Annotated in this window: 12 protein-coding genes; 11 read left to right on the top strand and 1 reads right to left on the bottom strand. The window is 45.3% G+C overall.

The features are described 5' to 3' along the window. The first annotated feature begins 162 nt into the window (after positions 1–162). A complete protein-coding gene (locus QUB14_RS18200; RefSeq protein ID WP_333218428.1) occupies positions 163–1,524 on the top strand; it encodes a protein kinase domain-containing protein in 1,362 nt (453 codons plus the stop codon). A 69-nt stretch (positions 1,525–1,593) separates the two neighbouring features. On the opposite strand, the gene QUB14_RS18195 is transcribed toward QUB14_RS18200, so the two are convergent. Continuing rightward, positions 1,594–2,727, bottom strand: coding sequence for a succinylglutamate desuccinylase/aspartoacylase family protein (locus QUB14_RS18195; protein ID WP_333218429.1), 1,134 nt, complete (start codon positions 2,725–2,727; stop codon positions 1,594–1,596). A gap of 245 nt (positions 2,728–2,972) precedes the next feature. On the opposite strand from QUB14_RS18195, the gene QUB14_RS18190 reads away from it, so the two are divergent. From QUB14_RS18190 to QUB14_RS18145, 10 genes are all read left to right on the top strand, one after another. Further along, the gene (locus QUB14_RS18190; protein ID WP_333218430.1) at positions 2,973–5,711 is read left to right on the top strand and encodes an RNA helicase; all 2,739 of its coding nucleotides are present in this window, start codon (positions 2,973–2,975) and stop codon (positions 5,709–5,711) included. Positions 5,712–6,105: 394 nt separating this feature from the next. Beyond that, positions 6,106–8,847 (top strand): family 10 glycosylhydrolase, encoded by a 2,742-nt coding sequence (locus QUB14_RS18185; protein WP_445251852.1) that lies wholly within the window; start codon positions 6,106–6,108, stop codon positions 8,845–8,847. Between the two features lie 607 nt (positions 8,848–9,454). Beyond that, entirely contained in the window at positions 9,455–13,399 is a 3,945-nt protein-coding gene (locus tag QUB14_RS18180; protein WP_333218432.1) for a PAS domain S-box protein, read from the top strand. A 7-nt stretch (positions 13,400–13,406) separates the two neighbouring features. Beyond that, positions 13,407–14,831, top strand: coding sequence for a response regulator (locus tag QUB14_RS18175; RefSeq protein ID WP_333218433.1), 1,425 nt, complete (start codon positions 13,407–13,409; stop codon positions 14,829–14,831). 210 nt (positions 14,832–15,041) lie between these two features. Next, positions 15,042–15,434 (top strand): response regulator, encoded by a 393-nt coding sequence (locus tag QUB14_RS18170; RefSeq protein WP_333218434.1) that lies wholly within the window; start codon positions 15,042–15,044, stop codon positions 15,432–15,434. Continuing rightward, positions 15,431–18,001 carry a response regulator gene (locus tag QUB14_RS18165; RefSeq protein WP_333218435.1) on the top strand — a complete coding sequence of 857 codons (2,571 nt, stop codon included), beginning with the start codon at positions 15,431–15,433 and terminating at the stop codon, positions 17,999–18,001. The genes QUB14_RS18170 and QUB14_RS18165 overlap by 4 nt, the downstream gene beginning before the upstream one ends. Beyond that, positions 17,976–19,634 (top strand): adenylate/guanylate cyclase domain-containing protein, encoded by a 1,659-nt coding sequence (locus QUB14_RS18160; RefSeq protein WP_333218436.1) that lies wholly within the window; start codon positions 17,976–17,978, stop codon positions 19,632–19,634. The genes QUB14_RS18165 and QUB14_RS18160 overlap by 26 nt, the downstream gene beginning before the upstream one ends. Positions 19,635–19,702: 68 nt before the next feature. After that, positions 19,703–20,218, top strand: coding sequence for a DUF1499 domain-containing protein (locus QUB14_RS18155; protein WP_333218437.1), 516 nt, complete (start codon positions 19,703–19,705; stop codon positions 20,216–20,218). A gap of 389 nt (positions 20,219–20,607) precedes the next feature. Further along, positions 20,608–21,462: a DUF2382 domain-containing protein gene (locus QUB14_RS18150; RefSeq protein ID WP_333218438.1), complete on the top strand. Its 855-nt coding sequence runs from the start codon at positions 20,608–20,610 to the stop codon at positions 21,460–21,462. Between the two features lie 221 nt (positions 21,463–21,683). Beyond that, positions 21,684–22,577 (top strand): DUF2382 domain-containing protein, encoded by an 894-nt coding sequence (locus QUB14_RS18145; protein ID WP_333218439.1) that lies wholly within the window; start codon positions 21,684–21,686, stop codon positions 22,575–22,577. Positions 22,578–22,801: the final 224 nt, after the last annotated feature.

The following is a 22,801-nucleotide window of genomic DNA, read 5'->3' as shown; positions in this document are numbered from 1 at the left end:
GGGAGCCATCGCCCGGAGGTCGCTCCGGGCGGGGCCGGAGCGCCTTTGTTAAGAAAGATGTGAGTAAGGCATAGCTTGCTAAGGGGGGGAGTAAGAGTTAGCCTCTTGTTAAGGGGGGGAGTAAGAGTTTCGATAGTCCAAAATCCCAAATAGGAAATCGATATGAGCTCAGAAGTTACCCTCACCATCACTTCCGGGAATCTCAAAGGCCGAGAATTTACCTTTGACACCCGCACAACTTGCATTATTGGCCGCGCCAAAGATTGCTATCCCAAGATTCCCGACGACGAAAAACACCGCACGATTTCCCGCTATCACTGCTTGCTGGATATCAATCCTCCCGATATCCGGGTGCGGGATTTCGGTAGCAAAAATGGCACTTTTGTTAATGGCAAAAAAATCGGTCAACGAGAAGCTCATCAAACTCCCGAAGAAGCTGCTCAAATTCAATTCCCAGAATACGACTTGCAAAAGGGAGATGAATTTACACTCAGCGATACTTCTTTTCGAGTTGGCGTTGCCCTTGACCCGGAAATTGTCAAAAATCTCCAACACCAAACACCCCCTGTCATTCCCTCAAATCAAGCAAATCTGTGGGAAATGCTGCAAGCTTTTCTGTTGAAAGCAGTGGCTAATGAAAGCCATATCGGAGTTCTCGGCGATTACCTTTTGCTCAAAGAATTGGGTAGGGGAGGTTTTAGTTTAGTTTATTTGGCGCGCCACAAACAAACTAACGAACAAGTTGCGCTGAAAGTGATGCTGCCAAAAGTAGCGGCAAATCAGCGGGCTGTTAATTGGTTTTTGCGGGAAGTTGAAAATATGAAAGTTTTAAAACATCCCAATGTGGTAGGATTAAAAGAGTTTGGTTATGCTGATGAAACTTTCTTTTTCACGATGGAATACTGCGACGGCGGCAGTGTTGTGGATTTGATGGAAAAACGCGGTTTCAGCACTTTGCCGATTGGTGAGGCTGTGGCTATTATTTTGCAAGTTTTAGATGGTTTGACTTACACCCATAATGCAGAAATTCCCAATGTCAGATTGGCTGATGGTAGTTTTGCAAAGGGACGGGGTTTGATTCACCGGGATTTGAAACCGGGGAATATTTTTCTGGCGAATGTGGGTGGGAAACAAGTTGCCAAAATTGGGGATTATGGGTTAGCAAAGGCTTTTGACCAAGCGGGTTTAAGTGGCCAAACGATGACTGGTAATGTTGTGGGCACGCCGTATTTTATGCCGCGACAGCAGGTAGTAAATTATAAGTACACGCAACCGGATGTTGATGTTTGGGCGGCGGCGGCTTGTTTGTATGTGATGATAACGGGATATTCCCCGCGCAATTTGCAGGATCAAGACCCGTTTTTGGCGGTTTTGCAAAATGATGCGGTTCCTGTGCGCGATCGCACTTCTGCCATTCCTCAACCGCTAGCCACCGTTATCGATCGCGCTTTAATTGACAATCCTGATATTTATTATAAAAGTGCAGCGGAATTTAAACAAGCCCTATTCAATAGTATATCGTAATTTATGGTTCGACTACCCATAGGTTTTCAGAAACCCGGTTTCTTCAATAAACCGGGTTTCTTGGTATTCTCAATCTGCCATCACAGACAATACATACTCTCCTTGATTTACTGACTGATTGGTCGAAACATCAAAAATGAAACCATCTGACTCAGCACCAACATCAACCAAACTCGGAAATTCCCCATTCTTATTAAAACTGAGAATTTGATAAAGCCGATCGCCCTTTTTGACATAACTCCCCAACTCCACTCGATTTTGAATCATCCCGCCCGCCGGCGCGTAGTATTTGAGCGCTGAATTCTTGGGAGTGAAAATAACTTGATGCGCCGCTGTTTCCGGCAGGGGAAATCCATCTATTTTCAATAAACCCTTACTTGCTAAGTAATTTTTGATGCCCCGCAAGCCATTCGCCACCGACTCGGGATGAATTTCCATCCCCGAACCTAATTCTAAAGTCCAAGCTTCCACATCAAATTCGATCGCACTTCCCAACTCTGCCAAAATCTTCTCCAAAGCCAGCCAAGGCTTGAGAAATGCCTCGTCAAAAGCATCGCCGTCGTACTCGTCCATCAAGATTGCGCGATCGAGCAAAAAAGCTTTCGCACTCTCCTCGCGGGAATTAAAACAGTAAAGGTAATCTAAACTTTGATTCGTAGAACTGTGCAAGTCCAGCACATAGTCAGCATCCAAACACAAAGATTGTAGCTGATATCGGTAAAGTTCGCTGTAGGGGCGGCAACTAGGAGCGTTAATTTTTTCCAACTCTTTCGCAAAACTCAAAGCAATCGCTTTTCTGTAATTAACTTTGACAGTATCGGCATGGAGATGGATGTGAGACTTAGCAAAACCCAGAATATCTTCCCCTTGTTTTTCAAAATCCCAGAAAATTCGGTTCCAATTTACCCCATCATAAAGATTGTAGCGACCAGGGGAAAAATGGTGCGATCGCTGGCTGACACCGACAGGATTGCAAACCGGAACTAGCCAAATTTCCCCGATTAACTGGCTGCTGTCCAAAGACATTAAAAACTCAATTAATTGGTAAATCACAGCATTACCGCTAATCTCAGCGCCGTGGAGGTTAGATTGGAGATAAGCTTTTTTGCCGGGAATCGCACCTTGGAACTGATAGACTTGCAGTGAAAGCCGATCGCCCGAAGCAAGCTGCACCACAGGAATAGTCGAAATAACAGGAATCATAGAGAAGGAAACGGGGAATGGGGAATTGGGAATTGAGAATTGGGCATGGGGCATGGGGCATGGGCCAAACAGGTAACTGGTAATTGGTAATTGTTACTAATGACTAATGACTAATGACAACTGCCAACAGACTTATTCCTTCCTAGCCGATTTGGTGGCGAAGGTTTAAAATCAATACAGTCCTCTGCTGACTTGCTTTCAGCAAGATTTAAGCATACTTATCCTGCAACCTTATAATAATCCTTGTGCCAGACACTGCCCAGAACCGCCCAGAGCTGGATCTGAAGACCATATTTCCATTCGAGCTAGATAACTTTCAGAGAGAGGCGATCGCCGCCCTCGATGCAGGTAAATCGGTTGTCGTGTGCGCTCCCACAGGCTCCGGGAAAACGTTAATCGGCGAATACGCCATCCATCAAGCACTCTCCAGGGGGCGGCGCGTCTTCTACACCACTCCCCTCAAAGCTCTTTCTAACCAAAAGCTGCGCGACTTCCGCAGTCAATTTGGAGACGACAACGTAGGTTTGTTGACGGGCGACATCTCCGTCAATCGAGATGCACCGATTTTGGTGATGACTACCGAAATATTTCGGAATATGCTCTACGGTACGCCGATCGGAGAAGTCGGTACTTCCCTCACCGGAGTCGAAACCGTGGTGCTCGACGAGTGTCACTACATGAACGATCGCCAGCGCGGTACCGTCTGGGAAGAATCCATCATCTACTGTTCCAGCGAAATTCAACTTCTCGCCCTCTCAGCAACCGTTGCCAATAGCGAGCAACTCACAGACTGGATTAACAAAGTCCACGGGCCCACAGAACTCGTCTACTCAGACTTTCGGCCAGTGCCGCTGCAATTCCACTTCGCCAACCAAAAAGGGATATTTCCCCTGCTAGACGAGACCGGCAAAAGAGCTAATGTCCGGTTAGTCCCCAAAAAGAAGCAGCAAAAAGTAGAAAGAGGCAGCATCCCCACTCCGAGTTTGACCGATGTTTTGGCCCGGTTGGACGATCGAGATATGCTACCAGCAATTTACTTCATCTTCAGCCGTCGCGGGTGCGACCAAGCAGTCGCAGAAGTCGGCAATTTCTCCCTAGTTAACGAAGCCGAAACAGCCGAACTCAAACGCATCATTGACGATTTTTTACAGCGAAACCCAGAAGCAGAACGCTTCGGTCAAAAAGAAGCTCTTTTAAAAGGCATCGCCGCCCACCACGCAGGCATTTTGCCCGCTTGGAAAGGTTTAGTAGAAGAACTCTTTGGCAGAGGTTTGATTAAAGTCGTATTTGCCACCGAAACCCTAGCAGCCGGGATTAATATGCCCGCCCGCACCACAGTCATTTCCACCCTGTCCAAGCGCACCGACAAGGGACACCGACTGCTAAACGCTTCAGAATTCCTGCAAATGGCCGGTCGGGCGGGCCGACGGGGCATGGACAAGCTGGGGCACGTGGTCGCAGTTCAGACGCGCTTTGAAGGCGCAAAAGAAGCCTCGTATTTGGCAACAGCCAAAGCCGACCCCCTTGCCAGTCAGTTTACTCCCAGCTACGGCATGGTGCTGAATTTGCTGCAAACTCACACTCTCGACGAAGCTCAAGAGTTGGTAGAACGGAGTTTCGGTCAATACCTGTCTACCTTGTACTTGCAGCCGCAGCAAGAAGAATTAGACCGATTGCAAACAGAATTGGCGGTGCTTGAACAGTCCCTGGCGGCCGGAGGAAATGTCTCCACCCTGGAAAAAAACCTCGCCCATTACGAAAAATTGCAGGCGAGACTCAAAGAAGACAAACGTTTGCTCAAAATTCTATTGCAGCAAGCTGAAGAAGCCAGATTTAAGGAGATGTCCGTAGCTGTCGCTTTTGCAGTGCTCGGCACGGTTCTGAGTCTCAAAGGCAAGCACGTTCCGACAGCCAAACGATCGCACACAAATCCTGTACCCGCCGTATTGGTTGCCAAAATCGCAGGTTCCGGCCAAGCACCAAATTTGGTGTGCTTGGGCAAAGATAACCGCTGGTATGTCGTCGCCATTAGCGATGTCGCTAGCCTGCACGCCGAATTACCTCGCTTGAGTGTTGCAGATACCTTGAACCCGCCGCCGGAAATGCCCCTGAGACTCGGCCAGTGCCGCTTGGGAAATGAAGAAACTGCTTCAATTGCTGCATCGATCCCACAATTGCCGACACCGGAACCGAGCCCAGAGGCGATCGAGCAACAGCAGAAAATCGCAGCCCTAGAAGCTCAGCTAGAAATTCACCCGGTTCTAGAATGGGGAAATCCCGGTACTTTGCTCAAACGCCAGCGCCGCCGGGAAGAATTGAAAAAAGAAATCCGCAAAAGCGAACAAGAGTTAGAAAAGCAGCGAGCTCGCTACTGGGAGCAATTTCTCAACTTAATCGACATCTTGCTTAATTTCGGCTGCTTGGAAAGAGTAGTTTCGGCAACGGGAAACCGAGATGACTCCTCCGACAGGTTGGTGCCCACAGTCTTGGGCCAAGCTTGCGCCGCCATTCGCGGCGATAACGAACTGTGGCTGGGTTTGTCCCTGATGTCTGCAGAGTTTGACGAACTAGACCCCCACCACCTCGCTGCTGCTTGCGCGGCCTTAGTTACAGAAGTTTCCAGGCCGGACAGTTGGACTCACTACTCGCTGTCGCCAGAAGTTTTGGCACCTTTGGACAATCTGCAAAAAGGCTTGCGCCGCCGATTGTTTCAAGTTCAGTACCGTCACGAAGCTGCAATCCCGATTTGGCTGGAACGGGATTTAGTGACTTTGGTCGAGCAGTGGGCTCTGGGTGTTGAATGGCTGGAACTGATTAGCCATACGAGTTTGGATGAAGGGGATGTGGTGCGGATTTTGCGCCGGACTTTGGATTTCTTGTCTCAGATTCCTCATGTTCCTCATGTTTCGGATGCTTTGCGGAGGAATGCTTGTCGGGCGATGCAGTTAATCGATCGATTCCCCGTGAATGAAGCTGCAAGTTAGAAAATTGTTGACTGTTGAGTGTTGACTGTTGGCTGTTGACTGTCCGGCATCTAAATTGTATTTTTGGTTTTTCAACCCAAATGCACCCAGATTTTAATCTAAAATCGTTTCCGGTTGCATCGGTATTGTTCTAATGTCCAAACAGTCAACACTCAACAGTCAACAGTCAACAGTCAACTGTCATGAGGAATAGACCCAGATTTAAATCTAAAATCCAAAATCTAAAATCCAAAATCTAAAATCGCTCGATCGCACATTTTCCTGATTCAGGTTGCAGAACAGGATAGAAAATTGTATGGTGCGGATCGATCGCTCTTTATTGTTATTGAATTTTTCTCTAGCGGTGTGGTGGGTAATTCTCATATTTATGCAACAAATCAATAAGCCTCATCAAATGCCTGATGCCTGCTCTCAGGCTCAAAAAATTCGCTTTTTCACTTTCTTGCAAAGAGTCTTAATTGGCACTCTAGCAAGTACATTACTCAATCTCTTTATTTTATTTCCCTCTCCGAGTTTCGCAGAAGTAGTTCTGGGCGTTGTTCGCAGTTCCGAAAATTCTCCAGATTGGGTAAAGATTACCACGCGCCTCTGGGAAAGCGGCATTGCTTACAAACCAATCAATTTGGAAGAAATCAAAAATTTGGCGGATTTAGCAGGGGTTAACGTGCTGTTTTTGCCCAACATTGAAACTTTGAGTCCGGCGCAAATTAAAGTTTTAGAAGCTTGGACAAAACAGGGCGGCCGCTTGATTGCTTCGGGCCCAGTCGGCCGCAGTTCCCCGGCTTTGGTGCGCCAATCTTTGCGATCGCTCCTCGGGGCCTATTGGGCTTTTCCGTTAACCCAGCCGGCTACCCCGCAACCGCGCAGCCGCTGTCGGGATCTTGCTTGCACTACTTCTAGCAATTGGGTGCCGACTGCACAACAAAATGCTTCTGTCCAAGGTGGTGTCTTGATTCCGGCTGATGCGAACAGTCAAACTATTGCTACTTGGAAAGATAGTTCCGGTTCCTCCGCAGCCATCGCCACCGATCGCGCTACATATCTCGGCTGGCGCTGGGGTAGCGGCGGTTCGGCAAATGTAGATAAGGCTTGGCTGCAAGCCTCGATCGCCCGCTGGGGAGGCACAATCGCTTCGCAGCCTGTAGCGCCGCCCACTGCTGCCGCGACCCCACTGCCAACTCCCCCCTCAAGAGTCACTAGAAACAGCCCTAGTTCGCCGCGTAGTAACCCGCTGAGCCGACTTTCTCCCTCTGGCTCGGTTTCCGATCCAGTACCTGCAACTTTTACAGACCCTTCGGATCAGTCGGCGCCGATGGGTTTGGACGTGCAGCCAAATTCCAATAAGCCGATCGTCAGCATTGAAGCGTACTTGATGCGCCAAGAACTCACCAACCTCCTGGGCAGGTTTGAAAGCGCCCTGACAGCATCTAATTCAGCCAATACCGCCGTCAATCTCAATGCTGCTACCACCCCTCAACTGGTGGCTGCAGAACAGGGGGGCGGCGGCCCAGCAGCCAGCCGCTCGCCTGTTCTGCAAGCGGCAACGACGGGGGCGATCGCCCAAGCGCGGCAGGTGTTGCAAACTTTTGACCAACTCCTGCAAGAGCAAAACTACGCGCAGGCTAGAAAGCAGTGGGTGGAAGCGCGGCAGTTGCTGTGGCAAAATTACCCGAAGGAAGGACACCGCGTTGGGGCGGAAATTCGGGCGGTTTGGCTCGATCGGGGTACGATCGTCGCAGCGCGATCGGAACAGGGTTTGGCGGCAGTGTTCGATCGGCTCGCCGCCGCCGGTATCAATACCGTTTTCTTTGAAACTTTGAATGCCGGATATACGATTTATCCCAGTCAAGTTGCACCGCAACAAAATCCCCTAACAGTTGGCTGGGACCCGCTGGCATCTGCGGTTAAATTAGCTCACGAGCGAGGCATGGAACTGCACGCTTGGGTTTGGGTTTTTGCCACAGGAAATAAGCGCCACAATACTTTAATTGGCCAGCCTAGTTCTTATCCCGGACCGGTACTTTACGCTCATCCACAGTGGGCGAATATTGACAATAAAGGACGCACGCAAAATCCTAATGATGGCAAATTTTATCTCGATCCGGCGAACCCGGAAGCGCGTAATTATTTGCTGCGGATTGTCAGCGAAATTGCCAACAACTACAAAGTAGATGGGGTGCAATTAGACTATATTCGCTATCCTTTTCAAGATGACAATGCGAATTTTACTTACGGTTACGGTATTGCGGCGAGGCAGCAATTTAGGCAGTTAACGGGTGCAGATCCGGTGAATATTTCGCCCAGGGACGGCAGTTTGTGGCGGCAGTGGGTTGAGTTTAAAACTAATCAAATTAATAGTTTTGTAGCTGAAGTTTCTCAGCTTTTGCGGCAGAATTATCCGCGCACAATTCTGTCGGTGGCGGTGTTTCCGCACCCGGAAAGTCAGCGGATTTACAAAATTCAGCAAAATTGGGAAGTGTGGGCTCGTCAGGGCATTGTAGATTTGATTGTGCCGATGACTTATGCTTTGGATACGAACCGACTTCAGCGCATCACCGAACCGTTGGTAAAGGAACAAATTCTGGGTTCGGCTTTGATTTCTCCGTCGGTTAAGTTGTTGACTCTCCCGGAAGTTGTGGCGATCGACCAAATTCAAGCTTTGCGCGATTTGCCGACTGGGGGCTATGCTATTTTTGCGGTGGAAAGTATCAGCAGCGGGATGCAGGGGTTTTTTAACCGCACTCAAGGCCCGCCGGTGCGTTCCACTTCTGCTGCGGAACCGATTCCTTACCGACAGCCGTTTGCGGCTGCGGCTTCGCGGTATACTGCTCTCAAGCAGGAATGGAGTTTTTTGTTGGCTAACAATCAGTTGCGGGTGTCGGAATCTGAACTAAAAGTTTTGCAAAGTCGATCGGAGGAATTGGCGCAAGCTTTGAGCACATTGGCGGCCAATCCTTCTACGGAAAGTTTAGCAACTGCTAAAAGATTGTTAAGGGGTTTTCAATCTCAATTTCAATCTTCGATGCGCTTGCATTCTGCCGAAAATAGCTATCAGGTGCAAACTTGGCAAAATCGTTTGGAGAGTTTGGATATGCTGTTACGTTACGGCGAAAGGATGGAGTTGAATCGCAGGTAAATACAGATTTTTGGGTTGTGTGCTGCAGTGGATAGTGCGATCGTGCTAACATTTGGGCGATCGTACTCTCATTAATAAAACTTACGCACGTACTAAGATTTTGTGTCATAGCGAACGTAGGGAAGCACTCTCAAACCCTTGATTTAACGCCCTTGAGTGCGTAAGCCCTAATTAAGTTAGTTCGCGATGCCAGGGGTAATCCTCAGCTTGGTTTTTTCACAGCAATACTTCGTTCGATCCAGCAGATGCAGTAAAAAACCCGGTGGTTGAGCGAAGCCGAAACCCGCTGTCTTGGGTCGGAGTGCGATCGCGAACTGTAAGTTTGTAAGTAGGTCATTGCAAAATAACCATAGTATCTTATCAGAGAGGGTTTAGTTAAGATCCACGATCGAAGCGAGTAGATGAGTCTTCTCACCCGCCCGAACCATGTAATGTTTATTTGCACTTACTTAGTGACGACGAAAGTCCTCAAAACTTTTAAAGGTCGATATCAAACAATTTGACCCTGAGTGATTAACCGGATTTGATATTACTCGCTCGTCTCTCGCTCCAACATTTTAACATCTACTAATTTAAACTGCCACTTTTAATTACTTTGAGGATGAATATGTTTCCTAAACCCCTCAATCGTTTGGCTACAAAATTTATCGGCAAAGCTCCATTACAAACGGTGCTCGTGGTTCCTTTTTTAGTGCAAATTGTCGGCACGGTAGGAGTTGTAGGCTGGCTATCTTTTCAAAACGGTCAGCGGGCAGTTAACGAGGTTGCCGCTCAGTTGCGGGGAGAAATTAGCGATCGCATCAAAGACCGCATGGAAAATTATATGTCAATTCCCCACATTGTCAATCACCTGAACGTTCAAGGCATAAAATTGGGGCAGTTGAACCTAGAAGACAACCAAAAACTAGAACATCATTTCCTAGAACAAATTCAATATTTTGATTCGATCAGCATCATTTACACAGGTAAAGAAAATGGAGAACATTCGGGAGCAATCCGCACTAAAGAGCGGATTTTGATATCTGCTGCCGACACCTCTACTGGCAATAAATTAGCTCGGTATAGTGCTGACTCTCAGGGAAACCGCGTTCAATTAGTGCAAATTTCACCCGATATTTACGATCCGCGAACTCGCCCTTGGTACATAGCTGCGGCTGCGGCAAAAAAACCTATTTGGACTCCCATTTATACAGATTTTTTGACTAGGGAACTGGCAATTACTGCTGCTTTGCCTATCTACGACGACGCTGGCAAATTGTTAGGCGTAGCGGGCAGCGATTTGCTGTTTTCCAGAATCAAAGAATTTCTCGTCAGCCTCAAAATTGGCAAATCAGGACAAACTTTTGTCATGGAGCGATCCGGGATGTTAATTGCTACTTCAACGGCGAGTGCAGAATTCGTGGTGGAAGGTAAAGAAACAAGACGCATCAAAGCTTCAGAAAGCGACAATCCGGTAATTCGACAAACCGCACAGCATTTAGATAAACACTACGACAGCTTAGCTAAAATCAATAATTCTCAACAGCTTACTTTTGATTTTGACGGCAAACGAAATTTTATTCAGGTAGCTCCTTTTAAAGACGATCGAGGGTTGGATTGGCTGATTGTAGTAGTTGTACCCGAGTCTGACTTTATGGAGCAAATTAACCTCAACACGCGCACGACTTTTTTACTGTCGCTTGCAGCTTTGATGGGGGCGACAATCCTGGGGATTCTTACTGCGAAATGGGTAGTTCAGCCGATTTTAAGATTGAATGCAGCGGCGAAAGCTTTGGCGCGGAATGAATGGGATACAAAGCTCACTCTGAATCGCGAAGATGAACTCGGAGAACTTGCCACTGCTTTTAACAGCATGGCAGAGCAATTGCAGCATTCATTTACTTCCCTCTCAGAAAGCGAAAGCCGAGTCAAACAATTTCTCAATGCAGTACCGCTAGGCATTTTTATTGCAGAGCCCAACGGTCAACCTCACTACATTAACCCTACAGGGAAAAAACTTTTATCTCAAGGAATTGTGGCAGCCGATGCCGAAAATTTGCGCCAATTCTACCGAGTTTATTTAGCTGGAACTCAGGAAATTTACCCGGCGGAACGCGACCCAATATTAAATGCTTTGCAGGGCAAAACTGTAACTGTTGATGACATTGAAATCTCCTCGAATAACAAAACTGTTCCCCTGCAAGTTTGGGGAACTCCTATTTACGACGCCCAAGGAAATATCATTTATGGAATGTGCGCTTTTCAAGATATTACGAAACGGAAACTAGCGGAGAAATTATTAAGGGCCTACAACCAAAATTTAGCAGTGCAAGTTGCAGAACGCACCGCAGATCTTGCTAAGGCAAAAGAAAAGTTTTCTAAAGCTTTTCGTTCGAGTCCTAATGCGATTACAATTACAAGAATTCGTGACGGTTGCCACCTAGAAGTTAATGATAGTTTTTGCCGGATGATGGGCTACACCCAGGAAGAAATTATCGGTAAAACAGCGGTTGAACTCAACTTTTGGGCGAGTTTGAAAGAGCGTGACCGCATGATTCAAATGTTAAAAGACAAGACAGCAATTCACAATTATGAGCTGACGTTTCGCAATAAAAATGGTACAGAAAGAACGGCACTGCTGTCTATAGAAACCATCGATATTGACGGAGAAGCTTGTTTTTTGTCGATGTCTAGCGATATTACCGAGCGCCAAAAAGCAGAAACTGCCCTCCGGGAAGCCGAAGAAAAGTACCGCAACATTTATGAAAATGCTTTGAATGGAATTTTTCAAACTGCTGTTGACGGGAAATACATCAGCGCTAACCCCGCTTTAGCTAACATCTACGGTTACGACTCGCCTGCCGATTTAATAGCAGCACAGCCGAATTTCAATAACCAGCTTTACGTGAAACCCAACCGCCGCGACGAATTTGCAGCGCTGATGAACGAGTACGGGATACTATCAAACTTTGAATCTGAAATTTACCGCAAAGATGGCAGCATAATCTGGATTTCGGAAAATAGTCGCGCTGTCTGCGATGAAGCAGGAAATTTACTTTACTACGAAGGTTTTATTAAAGACATTACTGATAGCAAACAAGCGGAAATCAAAATGCAGCAGGCGAAAGAAGCGGCAGAAGCAGCAAACAAAGCTAAGAGTACCTTTCTCGCCAATATGAGCCACGAATTGCGATCGCCCCTGAACGCGATCATCGGCTTTGCTCAAGTCCTGATCCGCAGTCAAACTTTGTCTCAGGAAAATCAAGAAAATGTCGGAATTATCCTGCGGAGTGGCGAACATTTACTGGCTTTAATTAACCAAGTTTTAGACTTGTCAAAAATCGAAGCCGGACGCACAACGCTTAATGAAAAAAGCTTCGATTTGTACCAACTAATCGACGATTTAGAAGATATGTTTGCTCTCAAAGCTGAGCAAAAAGGTTTGCAACTAATCTTCGACACAGACGCAGAAGTTCCCCATTACATTTGTACTGATGAAGTTAAATTGCGGCAAGTCTTAATTAATTTGCTCAATAATGCAATTAAATTTACCTCAAAAGGGGGAGTGTCGGTGCAAGTCAAAGGAGGAAGGCGGAACATACATAAAAACAGCACTGACCAATTGCCCGATCGCTACTGGCTGCATTTTGAAGTTGAAGATACTGGTGCAGGCATTGCTGCTGAGGAAATCCATCAGTTGTTTGAAGCATTTGTGCAGACGAAAACAGGTAAAGATTCTCAGGAAGGAACTGGTTTAGGTTTAGCTATTAGCCGCCAGTTCGTGCAATTAATGGGAGGTGAAATTACTGTTAGCAGCGACATCGGAAAGGGTGCATTGTTTCAGTTTGACATCCAAGTTCATCTGGTTGAAGCTAGTGATATTGAAAGCAAAAAAACTCAACGTCGAGTTGTTGCCCTCGAACCGAATCAGCCGAGTTATCGCTTGCTAATTGTGGACGACAAACCTTTGAATCGCCAACTGTTAGTAAAACTTCTCAGTCCACTCGGATTTGAGTTGAGAGAAGCAAATAACGGTAAAGAAGCGGTTGATATTTTTATGGAGTGGGAACCGCATCTGATTTGGATGGACATGAGAATGCCTGTCATGGACGGCTATGAGGCAACGAAACAGATTAAAACTACAACTGGCGGGCAAGCAACGGCGATTGTGGCCCTAACTGCTAGCGTTTTGGAGGAAGAACGGGCGGTGATTCTTTCGGCGGGTTGCGATGATTTTATGCGGAAACCGTTTCGAGAGGAGGATATCTTTGTGGCAATGGGAAAACATTTAGGAGTACGCTATATTTATGAAGATCCAACCCCAGTAAGTGCTGCTGGTGTAGAGGAGTCAAGTCAGGAGGTGCTGACACGGGAGGCTTTTGCCTCTCTTTCTCCAGACTGGATGGCCCAATTCAAGCAAAGTATTTTGAGTGTGGACATGGAGGCGATCGCTAGTTCGATCGCACAAATCGGCACTGTCAATCCCTCTCTTGCGGCTAAGCTTCAAGATTGCATTAATAATTTTGAATATGACAGAATTTTGAACCTAATCGATATTAGCGAAAAACAGTAAGTACCCGATGACTTCAACTTTACCTATAACCAATCGAGCTAATATTTTAGTAGTGGACGATACACCCGAAAATCTGCGGCTGCTGACCGGAATTTTGATCGAAAAAGGCTATCAAGTTCGCCCCGTACCCAATGGCAAGCTAGCATTGTCTGCTGCTCAAAAAATACCCCCAGATCTAGTGCTGCTGGATATTATGATGCCGGAAATGGACGGCTATCAAGTTTGTCAGCAACTCAAAGCTTCTGAAATTACAAAAGACATTCCTGTTATTTTTATTAGTGCGATCAATGACGTGCTTGATAAAGTTAAAGCTTTTGCAGTTGGCGGAGTTGACTTTATTACTAAACCGTTTCAGGTTGAAGAAGTTTTAGCCCGGATAGAAACTCATTTAAAAATTAGTTCGCTGCAACAAACTTTGCAAGAGAAAAATCAAGATTTAGCAACTGCGCTGCACCAACTGCAAGCCACCCAAGAGCATTTGATTCAATCGGAAAAAATGGCCGCCTTGGGACAACTTATTGCCGGCATTGCCCACGAAATCAATACACCCCTGGGCATTATAGGTTCCTCTGTTAATAATATAGCTAATTTTTCCGACGAGTTTTTAGATAAATTTCCTGAAATTTATCAACAACTTTCTGACGAAAGCAAAGCTTATTTTTTAGCTTTACTGTACAGAGCCACCCATCAAGAAGTTTTATTCACAAGCAGAGAGAAACGGAAATTTAAGCAGCAGTTGGCGGCCGATTTGATGGCAGAATCTGTTGAAAACTCTGAGGAAATTGCGGATACTTTAGTTGACATGGAAATTTACGAAAAAATAGAAGAGTTTTTGCCGCTTTTTAAATCGCCGGATTGGGAAGTAGTTTTAAATAGTGCTTACCAGTTTGCGAGCTTTAAAAAAAGTATTAGCCTGATCCAAAGAGCAACAGCGAAGTCTGGGAAAGTAGTATTTGCCTTAAAAACCTACGCTCATTTTGATAGCAAACTAGAAAAAGTCCAGGCAGACTTGCACCATGGCATTGAAACGGTATTAACCCTTTATCAAAATCAACTGAAACACGGTATAGAAGTAGTTAAAAACTATGGAGATTTACCGCAAATTATGTGCTATCCCGATGACTTAAATCAAGTTTGGACTAATCTCGTTCATAATGCCCTGCAAGCAATGGATTATAAAGGTATTTTGACGATTGAAACTCGGCAACAAGAGGCAACTATTTTCCTCAAGTTTACTGATAACGGCAAAGGTATTCCCTCAGAAGTTATTCCCAAAATTTTTCAGCCGTTTTTTACGACTAAAGCTGCGGGCGAAGGTAGCGGTTTGGGATTGGATATTGTGAGAAAAATTGTGGAAAAACACGAAGGCACAATTGCTGTAGATTCTGTACCGGGGCAGACAACTTTTACAGTCTCGCTGCCTATTTATTAAACAAAACTTACCTGCTGGGGGCTGATTCCCGGTGACACTCGTCGCTGTCTCGCTGACAAATACAAGATTTATTACAAGAAACCGGGTTTATCTTCGGAAGTCCTATTAAAATAAGATAGGGGACAGATATCCTGCTTCCTTGCCCGAAATAAATAATGTAAAAGCAAGTCATGTCAGTAAACCTACTAAAATTTAAGCAGATAAGAAAAGATGAATAAGCCTATAATTCTTTGTGTTGATGATGAACCGGATATCTTGAATAGTCTCAAGATGCAGCTTAAAAAGGAATTTAAAAATGATTACTTTTATGAATTAGCTGAAAGTGGGGATGAAGCTTTAGATTTACTGGAGGAGTTTCAAGAAAAAGCTCAGGTTATTGTGGTTGTTTCTGATTGGCTGATGCCGGGAATTAAAGGTGACGAACTTTTAATTAAAGTTCACCAAAAGTATCCTAAAATTATTAAAGTTATGTTGACTGGACAAGCGAATGCAGCGGCTGTTCAGCGGGCAGTAGAAGAAGCAGATTTATACTGTTGTTTGTACAAACCCTGGCAAAGCAAAGACTTAATAGAGATTATAAAATCTGGGGTGGCTAAGTTATGAAAAAACCTGTGATTGTTTGTATTGATGATGAACCTGACGTTTTGAATAGTTTAAAGATTGAACTGAAAAAGGCGATCGGCGATCGGTGTATAATTGAAACCGCTGAAGGGGGGGCTGATGCTTTAGAGTTGCTGGCCGATTTGCAGGCAGATGAATACGAGATTGCTTTGGTGCTTTCCGATTATATCATGCCGGATATTAAAGGGGATGAACTGCTCAGAAGAATTCACGAGAACTCGCCGGAAACTCTGACCATTATGCTCACGGGGCAAGCAGATTTGGAAGCCCTGAGTAATGCTATCAAGTATGCTAAATTGTACCGTTATATTCCTAAACCTTGGCAAAATGAAGACTTAAAATTAACGGTAGTAGAAGCGGTTCACAGTTACTTGCAAGATCAAAAGTTAACAGATGAAATTCATAAGCGCCAAGAAGCAAACGAGGAGTTAAAGCTAGTAAATGAGGCGCTGTCTGCGAGTGAAAGCCGCCTGAGTCAATTTTTAGAAGCTTTGCCAGTGGGGGTATCTGTTTATCATCCCGATGGCTCGATCGCCTATTTCAACCAGGCAGCGCGGGATTTGCTGGGTGCAGACACGATCCCGGAAAGCACTGCGGAACAATTAGCTGCCACTTATCAACTTTATGTTGCCAATACTGATGAGCTGTACGCGCCGGATAATCTGCCAATTTTGCGTGCACTGAAAGGAGAATCTGTCAAGGTTGACGATGTAGAAATCCGTCAAGATGGCAAAAGAATTGCGATGGAGATCAATACCACGCCGATTTTTGACGCTAGCGGAAATATTGTTTATGCGATCGCAGCTTTTCAAGATATTAGCGATCGCAAACAAGCCGAAAAAATACTAGCAGAATATCACCACACCTTAGAAGCCCAAATTGACGAACGCACAGAACAACTGCAACAAGCCGCATTAGCTGCTGAAGCAGCCAACAAAGCTAAAAGCACCTTTCTGGCCAATATGAGCCACGAGTTACGCACCCCTCTCAATTCTATACTCGGCTTTGCACAAATCATGGAACCCAGCCCGGATCTTAGTGTCGAAAACCGAGAAAATATGAGAATTATTCGGCGTAGTGGCGAACACTTGCTGACATTGATCAATGAAGTCTTAGACTTGTCAAAAATCGAAGCGGGGCAGATGACGCTCTACCCGAAAAACTTCGACCTCTACCGCTTGCTTGACGATTTGCAAGATATGTTTCAACTGCGGGTAGAGAATCAAGAGTTGCAGTTGCGTTTCCACCGCGATGCTGACGTTCCTCAGTACGTGCGAACCGATGATATTAAACTGCGGCAAGTGCTGATTAATCTTCTGAGTAATGCGATTAAGTTTACGGAAACAGGCGAAATCATCTTAAGAGTTATAAAGTTAGAAAAATCGGCATCTCTGGATTTATTGGATAGTCCCACAGCTTGCTTTGATACCACAAGAAGTATTCGGGATTTTTCTAGAACTAGCAGTGATTTGGCAACGCTTCCATGGAGGGATGAGGCTGAGGATTCAAGTGGGTCTGCTTTTTTCCTTCTGTTTGAAATTGAAGATACAGGAGTTGGCATTAGTCCGGAAGAATTGGGCAATATTTTTAAGGCTTTTGTGCAAACAGATTCCGGTAAAAAAAATCAGAAAGGTACGGGTTTAGGATTGAAGATCAGCCGTCAATTTGTCCGCCTGATGGGAGGAGAAATTGTCGTAGAAAGTCAACGAGAACTCGGCACCACTTTTAAATTTGAAATTCCAGTCGGTGCAGTTTATGCTGCTGAGTTTCCAGATCCGCAACTTAACCGCCAAGTTAGTGGGTTGGAACCCAATCAACCGTGCTACCGGATTTTAATTGTGGAAGATCGCCAAGACAACCGCCAACTTTTAGTCAAAATGCTTTCTCCTTTGGGTTTCGTGGTGGAACAAGCCACTAACGGCCAGGAAGCAATAGAAATGTGGGAAAATTGGCATCCGCATTTAATTTTGATGGATGTGCGAATGCCAGTGATGGACGGCTACGAAGCTACTAAACAAATTAAGGCTAGAATCAAGCAGAGAGAGCAAGAGCAGCAAGGAAATGGGGAAATGGATATTTCCCATCCCGACTCCCCGATCCCGAAGATTATTGCTTTGACAGCTAGTACAATTGAAGGAAAGCGATCGTTTGCTTTATTAGTCGGCTGCGACGATTTTATTAGCAAACCTTTCCGCAAAACAGATATATTTGATACCCTCAGCAAACACTTGGGGGTGAAGTATGTCTACTCTAACTCAACGGACTTTATCTCAACAGGCGATCGAAATAATTTATCTGACTCCCTCCCTAATGCTGCGCTTGCTTATTTACCTACACTTCCCGCAGAATGGATAGACAACATGAAGCAGGTAATCCGCAGTGCTGATTTTGAGTTAATTGTCAGGACAATCGACGAAATAAGGGAGCCTCATCCTGAATTGGCGGAAATCCTCCAGGGTCATCTCGATAATTTTGATTACCAGAAAATTCTCAATTTAATTGCCGAGGCGGAGGAATCAGATCGTGCAGATGAAGGCCGAACAAAATGAAAACTATCAAGCAGATATTTTAGTAGTTGACGATACGCCTGATAATCTACGTCTGTTGATTAGACTTTTGCAAAAAAATGGCTATAAAGTTCGACCAGTTACTAAGGGTTTTTCGGCGTTAGATGCAATTCAATCTAGCGCACCCGATTTGATTTTACTCGATATTATGATGCCGGATATTGACGGCTACGAACTATGTAAAAAATTAAAATCACAACCGCAATTTAGGGAAATTCCGATCATTTTTCTCAGCGCGCTAGAAGAAGGAATAAATAAAGCAAAAGCTTTTGAAGTGGGCGGAGCAGATTATATCACCAAACCTTTTCAAGTGAAAGAAGTATTGGCGCGAGTGAGCAATCAGCTTACTGTGCGTTCATTGCAAATGCAATTGCAAGAAAAAAATCAAAAGTTGACCGCTCAAAATATCCAGTTGCACCAGGAAATCGCTGAACGCCACCAGGTGGAAATGGAAACAAGATTGCTGCTGCAGGCAACTCAAGCTATTAGCAAATCTGAGGATTTTGAGTCGGCTATAGATGTGATTTTAAGTTTAATTTGCAAAACTATTGAATGGAATCTGGGCGAAGCTTGGATTCCTTGCAGTGAGGGCTTTTTAAAATGCGCTACAGGCAGGTACGTCAGCGACTTGAGATTTGCCCAATTCCGACAAACAAGTTGGCAGTTGATTTTTGCTCCCGGTGTGGGACTCCCAGGCAGGATTTGGCAGTCGCAGCAGTCTGAATGGATCGATGATGTTTCTACTGCACCGGAACAAGTTTTTTTACGAGCGGAAATTGCGGTGAGTGTGGGATTGAAAGCGGCTTTTGGAGTGCCAATTTGGGCGGACAACCAAGTGTTAGCTATTTTGATTTTCTATCGCGAAAAAGTTCTGAAATGTCAGCCGCGCTTGTTGGAATTAGTGAGCGCGGTTGCTACGCAGCTAGGTTCGCTGATTCAGCGGAAACAAGCTGAAGCAGCGCTGAAAGTGCAGCAAGGACAAACCGAGAAATTGCTGCTGAATATTTTACCGAAACCTATTGCCGATCGCTTGCAAAAAGAGCAAAAGTTGATAGCGGATCATTTTGATGAGGTGAGCGTCTTGTTTGCTGATTTGGTGGGTTTTACAGAGTTTTCGGCTCACAAAAGTCCGACGCAGTTGGTAGAAATTTTGAACGGGATTTTCTCGGAGTTCGATAGGTTGTCTGAATTGCACGGTTTGGAAAAGATTAAGACGATTGGGGATGCTTACATGGTGGTTGGGGGTTTGCCGACGCCGCGGGAGGATCACTCTGAGGCGATCGCACTTTTAGCTTTGGAGATGCAGGCAGCTTTGAGGAGGTTTAATGCCAAAATGGGAGAAAATTTTCAATTGAGGCTCGGAATTGACAGCGGTTCGGTGGTGGCTGGAATTATTGGGATTAGTAAATTTAGCTATGATTTGTGGGGGGATACTGTTAATGTTGCTTCACGCATGGAATCTAACGGATTGCCTGGTAAAATTCAAGTGACGGCGGCCACTTACGAGCGTTTGAAAGAGCAGTTTGTTTTGGAAAAACGGGGTTATATCCCGATTAAAGGTAAAGGAAAAATGCTGACTTACTGGTTAATTGAAGAACAAAAGAAATCTTTTTAATTTTTTGATGTTAATTTAAATTAATATGAAAACTATACCGCACTTATACTTTCAGGAGGGCTAATCCTTTGCAAACATTTGAAACAAAATCCCCGACAGCATGGAAAAAAGTCCTAGTTATTTTAATATCACTGCTAGCAGTAGCGGTACTGTCGATCGCGACTTTTATCGCTCTACCAGGAGAAAAAACAATGTTTGCTGGAACAAGACCTGCCAATATCGGCATTCAGTCAGGAGAACTCGCAGCGTGCCCGAGTTCCCCCAACTGCGTCAGCAGCTTCAGTCAAGATGCCGAACACAAAATTGACCCTTTGGCATACACTTCGTCCCAGAGTGAAGCGATGGTAAAGCTCCAAGGGGCGATCGAGTCCTATGGAAAAACTAAAATTATCACGGCAACTGATAATTACCTCTATGCGGAGTTCACCAGTGCTTTGATGGGGTTTGTTGATGACGTAGAATTTTTGGTAGATGATGAAGCAAAAGTCATCCATGTGCGATCGGCTTCGCGTCTGGGAGAGTCGGATATGGGAGTTAACCGCAGTCGGATAGAAGCTATTAGAACTCAATTCAATCAACTCTGAACTTAAAATTTCTAGCTTTCCGCAAGCCCCTCTCCTGCAAGATGAGGGGCTTGATATTTTGGTATTACTATGTAATGTTGATTTTTCACCATCTAGTTAACAATTATTAACAGTAGGTACACCGCAAACGAGTCTCCGGCAGGGGGAGTAGGACACAGCAATGCGGTGTCCTTACGGTTGGCTTTGAGTTTTAATACTTGTTATAAGATTGATGATTGTATAGTTTTACCATCTTTAAAATAGCTGAGCGCGCTAGCACAGAAGAAGAGATGCCGTAGTATTCCTATAGTATTAAACAACCTAAATTATAAACTTCTGACTTTAGGGAGAGGGAACTGAACGAATTAATTTCTACTATTAATGTAAGTAGAGCAAAGAGGAAAAAACACATGGCACTTCAAAAATTAGCAGACTTTTATCCTAATTATCAGGAAGAAATCTTTGCTGGAGATGACATCAAGGGATTTGATGTTTATGCTGGCGACTCTGATGAAAAAGTAGGCACTGTTTATGATGCTTTGGTTGATGACACTGGTCGTTTCCGCTATCTGGTAATTGATACCGGTATTTGGATTTTTGGCAAAAAAGTATTGTTGCCAATCGGCTCGGCTCGCTTCGACTACGGAGCCCGTCGCGTCCACGCCACAGGCCTTCGCAACAAAGCTCAAGCAGAACAATTGCCGGCTTACAATGAATTAGAAGCAGTAGATTACGATCGCGAAGAACAGGTAAGAGGCGTCTACCGCAATCAAGAAACTGCCGCTCCAAGCACTGCAACTGCGTCTAGCTACGATCGCAGCAACTACAACTACGATATGGATCGCCCCCTCTACGAAACCAACGAACAGCAGCACCAAAATCTCAAGCTTTATGAAGAACGCTTGATTGCCAACAAACACCGCGCTAAAACTGGCGAAGTAGCAGTGGGCAAGCGCGTGGAAACTGAAACAGCGCGAGCTTCAGTACCCATTGAAAAAGAACGAGTCGTAATCGATCGAGTAACCCCGGTAGAAGCGGGTCGAGTAGTTTCAGTCGGTGAGGCTGACTTCCAAGCAGGGGAAGTTGCACGCATGGAAGTCTACGAAGAAACGGCCGACATTCACAAGGAAGCTTTCGTCCGGGAAGAAGTCAACGTCAGAAAAGAAGTTGTTCGCACCACTGTTGAGGGCGAAGAAACCTTGCGTCGTGAAGAATTAGAGGTTAAGACCGATGGAACTGCGGTTGTAGATAATAAAAATATCTAAACCAACCGCAACAGGTATTGCATAGGAATTTCGCCTTAATGACATAATTCTGTCAGGGCGCCGGCTTGATTTGATGGGTAGCGATCGCGCAATTCCTATGTGAGCGGGGGCGGGGGTACAACACTTGTCTAGTTTTGGCAAAGTTGATGCCCTTTCCCCGCCTTTACCAATTTCCCCTTACCACTTCATAATAAAAATCCCTAAGCAGGAAAGTTTAAAAAATGAACGGTCAAGCATCAGCAGAAAAGATAGCAACTGCCAAATCAATAACCCGTCTCAACCGGGTGCCTGAAAAAGTCAGAAATAAGCTAAAAAGTTTTACCGTCAAAGACAACAAAGGTCAATTGGTAGGGAAAATTAAAGATGTCTATTTTGATGCTCAAGGTCAGTTAAACTTTGTAGTAGCCGGACTAGGTAGCGAAAATTCCCGCACTTTTTTATTAAGTATTAAGCTGCTCAAAAAAGTCGATTATCACCAAAAGTCGCTGTTTGTAACTATTAATTCGGATCAAGTCGATCTGCTGCCGAGAGTTTCGGCAAATGGGGGTAATCCGTATTTAGAAAATGCCTCTGAAACGCATAGCGAATTTAACAACAGTGAATTAACCAATCCCTCAACAGATATGTCAAATCTAACAGATGCCGATCGCACAGATGCAAATTTGGAGACAGATGAGGATGAGGAAAACTTCGATATTGTCGATCAAGAAGTAATTCGCCTGCTAGAAGAACGATTGGTGATCAATCGCAGCAAGCGCAAAGTCGGCGAAGTCATAGTGCGTAAAGAAATTGAAACTAGGATGGTCCAAGTACCCATCCAGTGGGAAAAGCTGATTGTCGAACAAGTCGGCGACGATCCGAAGGTGTTGGCCGAAATAGATTTAGGTGAGGGAAACATCACCGGTATAGATTTGACCGAGATTAAGAGCGATCGGCAAGAACCGACAGTTAAGGCTGAATTTACCTCTGTCCAGAAAGCTAGCAAGATCTTAAATTCGATCGCCTCTCAACCCCGCCACGGTTGCGTCAAAGTCCGCCTAGAACTCGTTCTGGAAGACAAACAACTTGAGGATACTTACCAAAAATGGATGACGGAACACCACTCAGAGAGTTAAAATATTCGTCCTTTTCGGTGTAGATTTTAGCGATTAGCGAGAAAGTTAAATCTAAGAGCGGACTGTGACGAGTTGTGCTGGGGAGAAAGTTCACCGCCTTCTACTAAGATAGTGTTCGGTAAATTAACCGTAACTTTGGTAGGGGCGGGTTCACCCATATCTATAATATAAGCGCGAGCTCGGTCAACCCGCCCCGACCGGGATATTGAAATTTTTAGCAATCG

Source organism: Microcoleus sp. B3-D2 (assembly GCF_036705345.1).
In the GTDB taxonomy this organism is placed as follows: domain Bacteria; phylum Cyanobacteriota; class Cyanobacteriia; order Cyanobacteriales; family Microcoleaceae; genus Microcoleus.
Note: the sequence above shows the minus strand (reverse complement) of the source record. Positions and strands in the feature narration are given on the sequence as shown.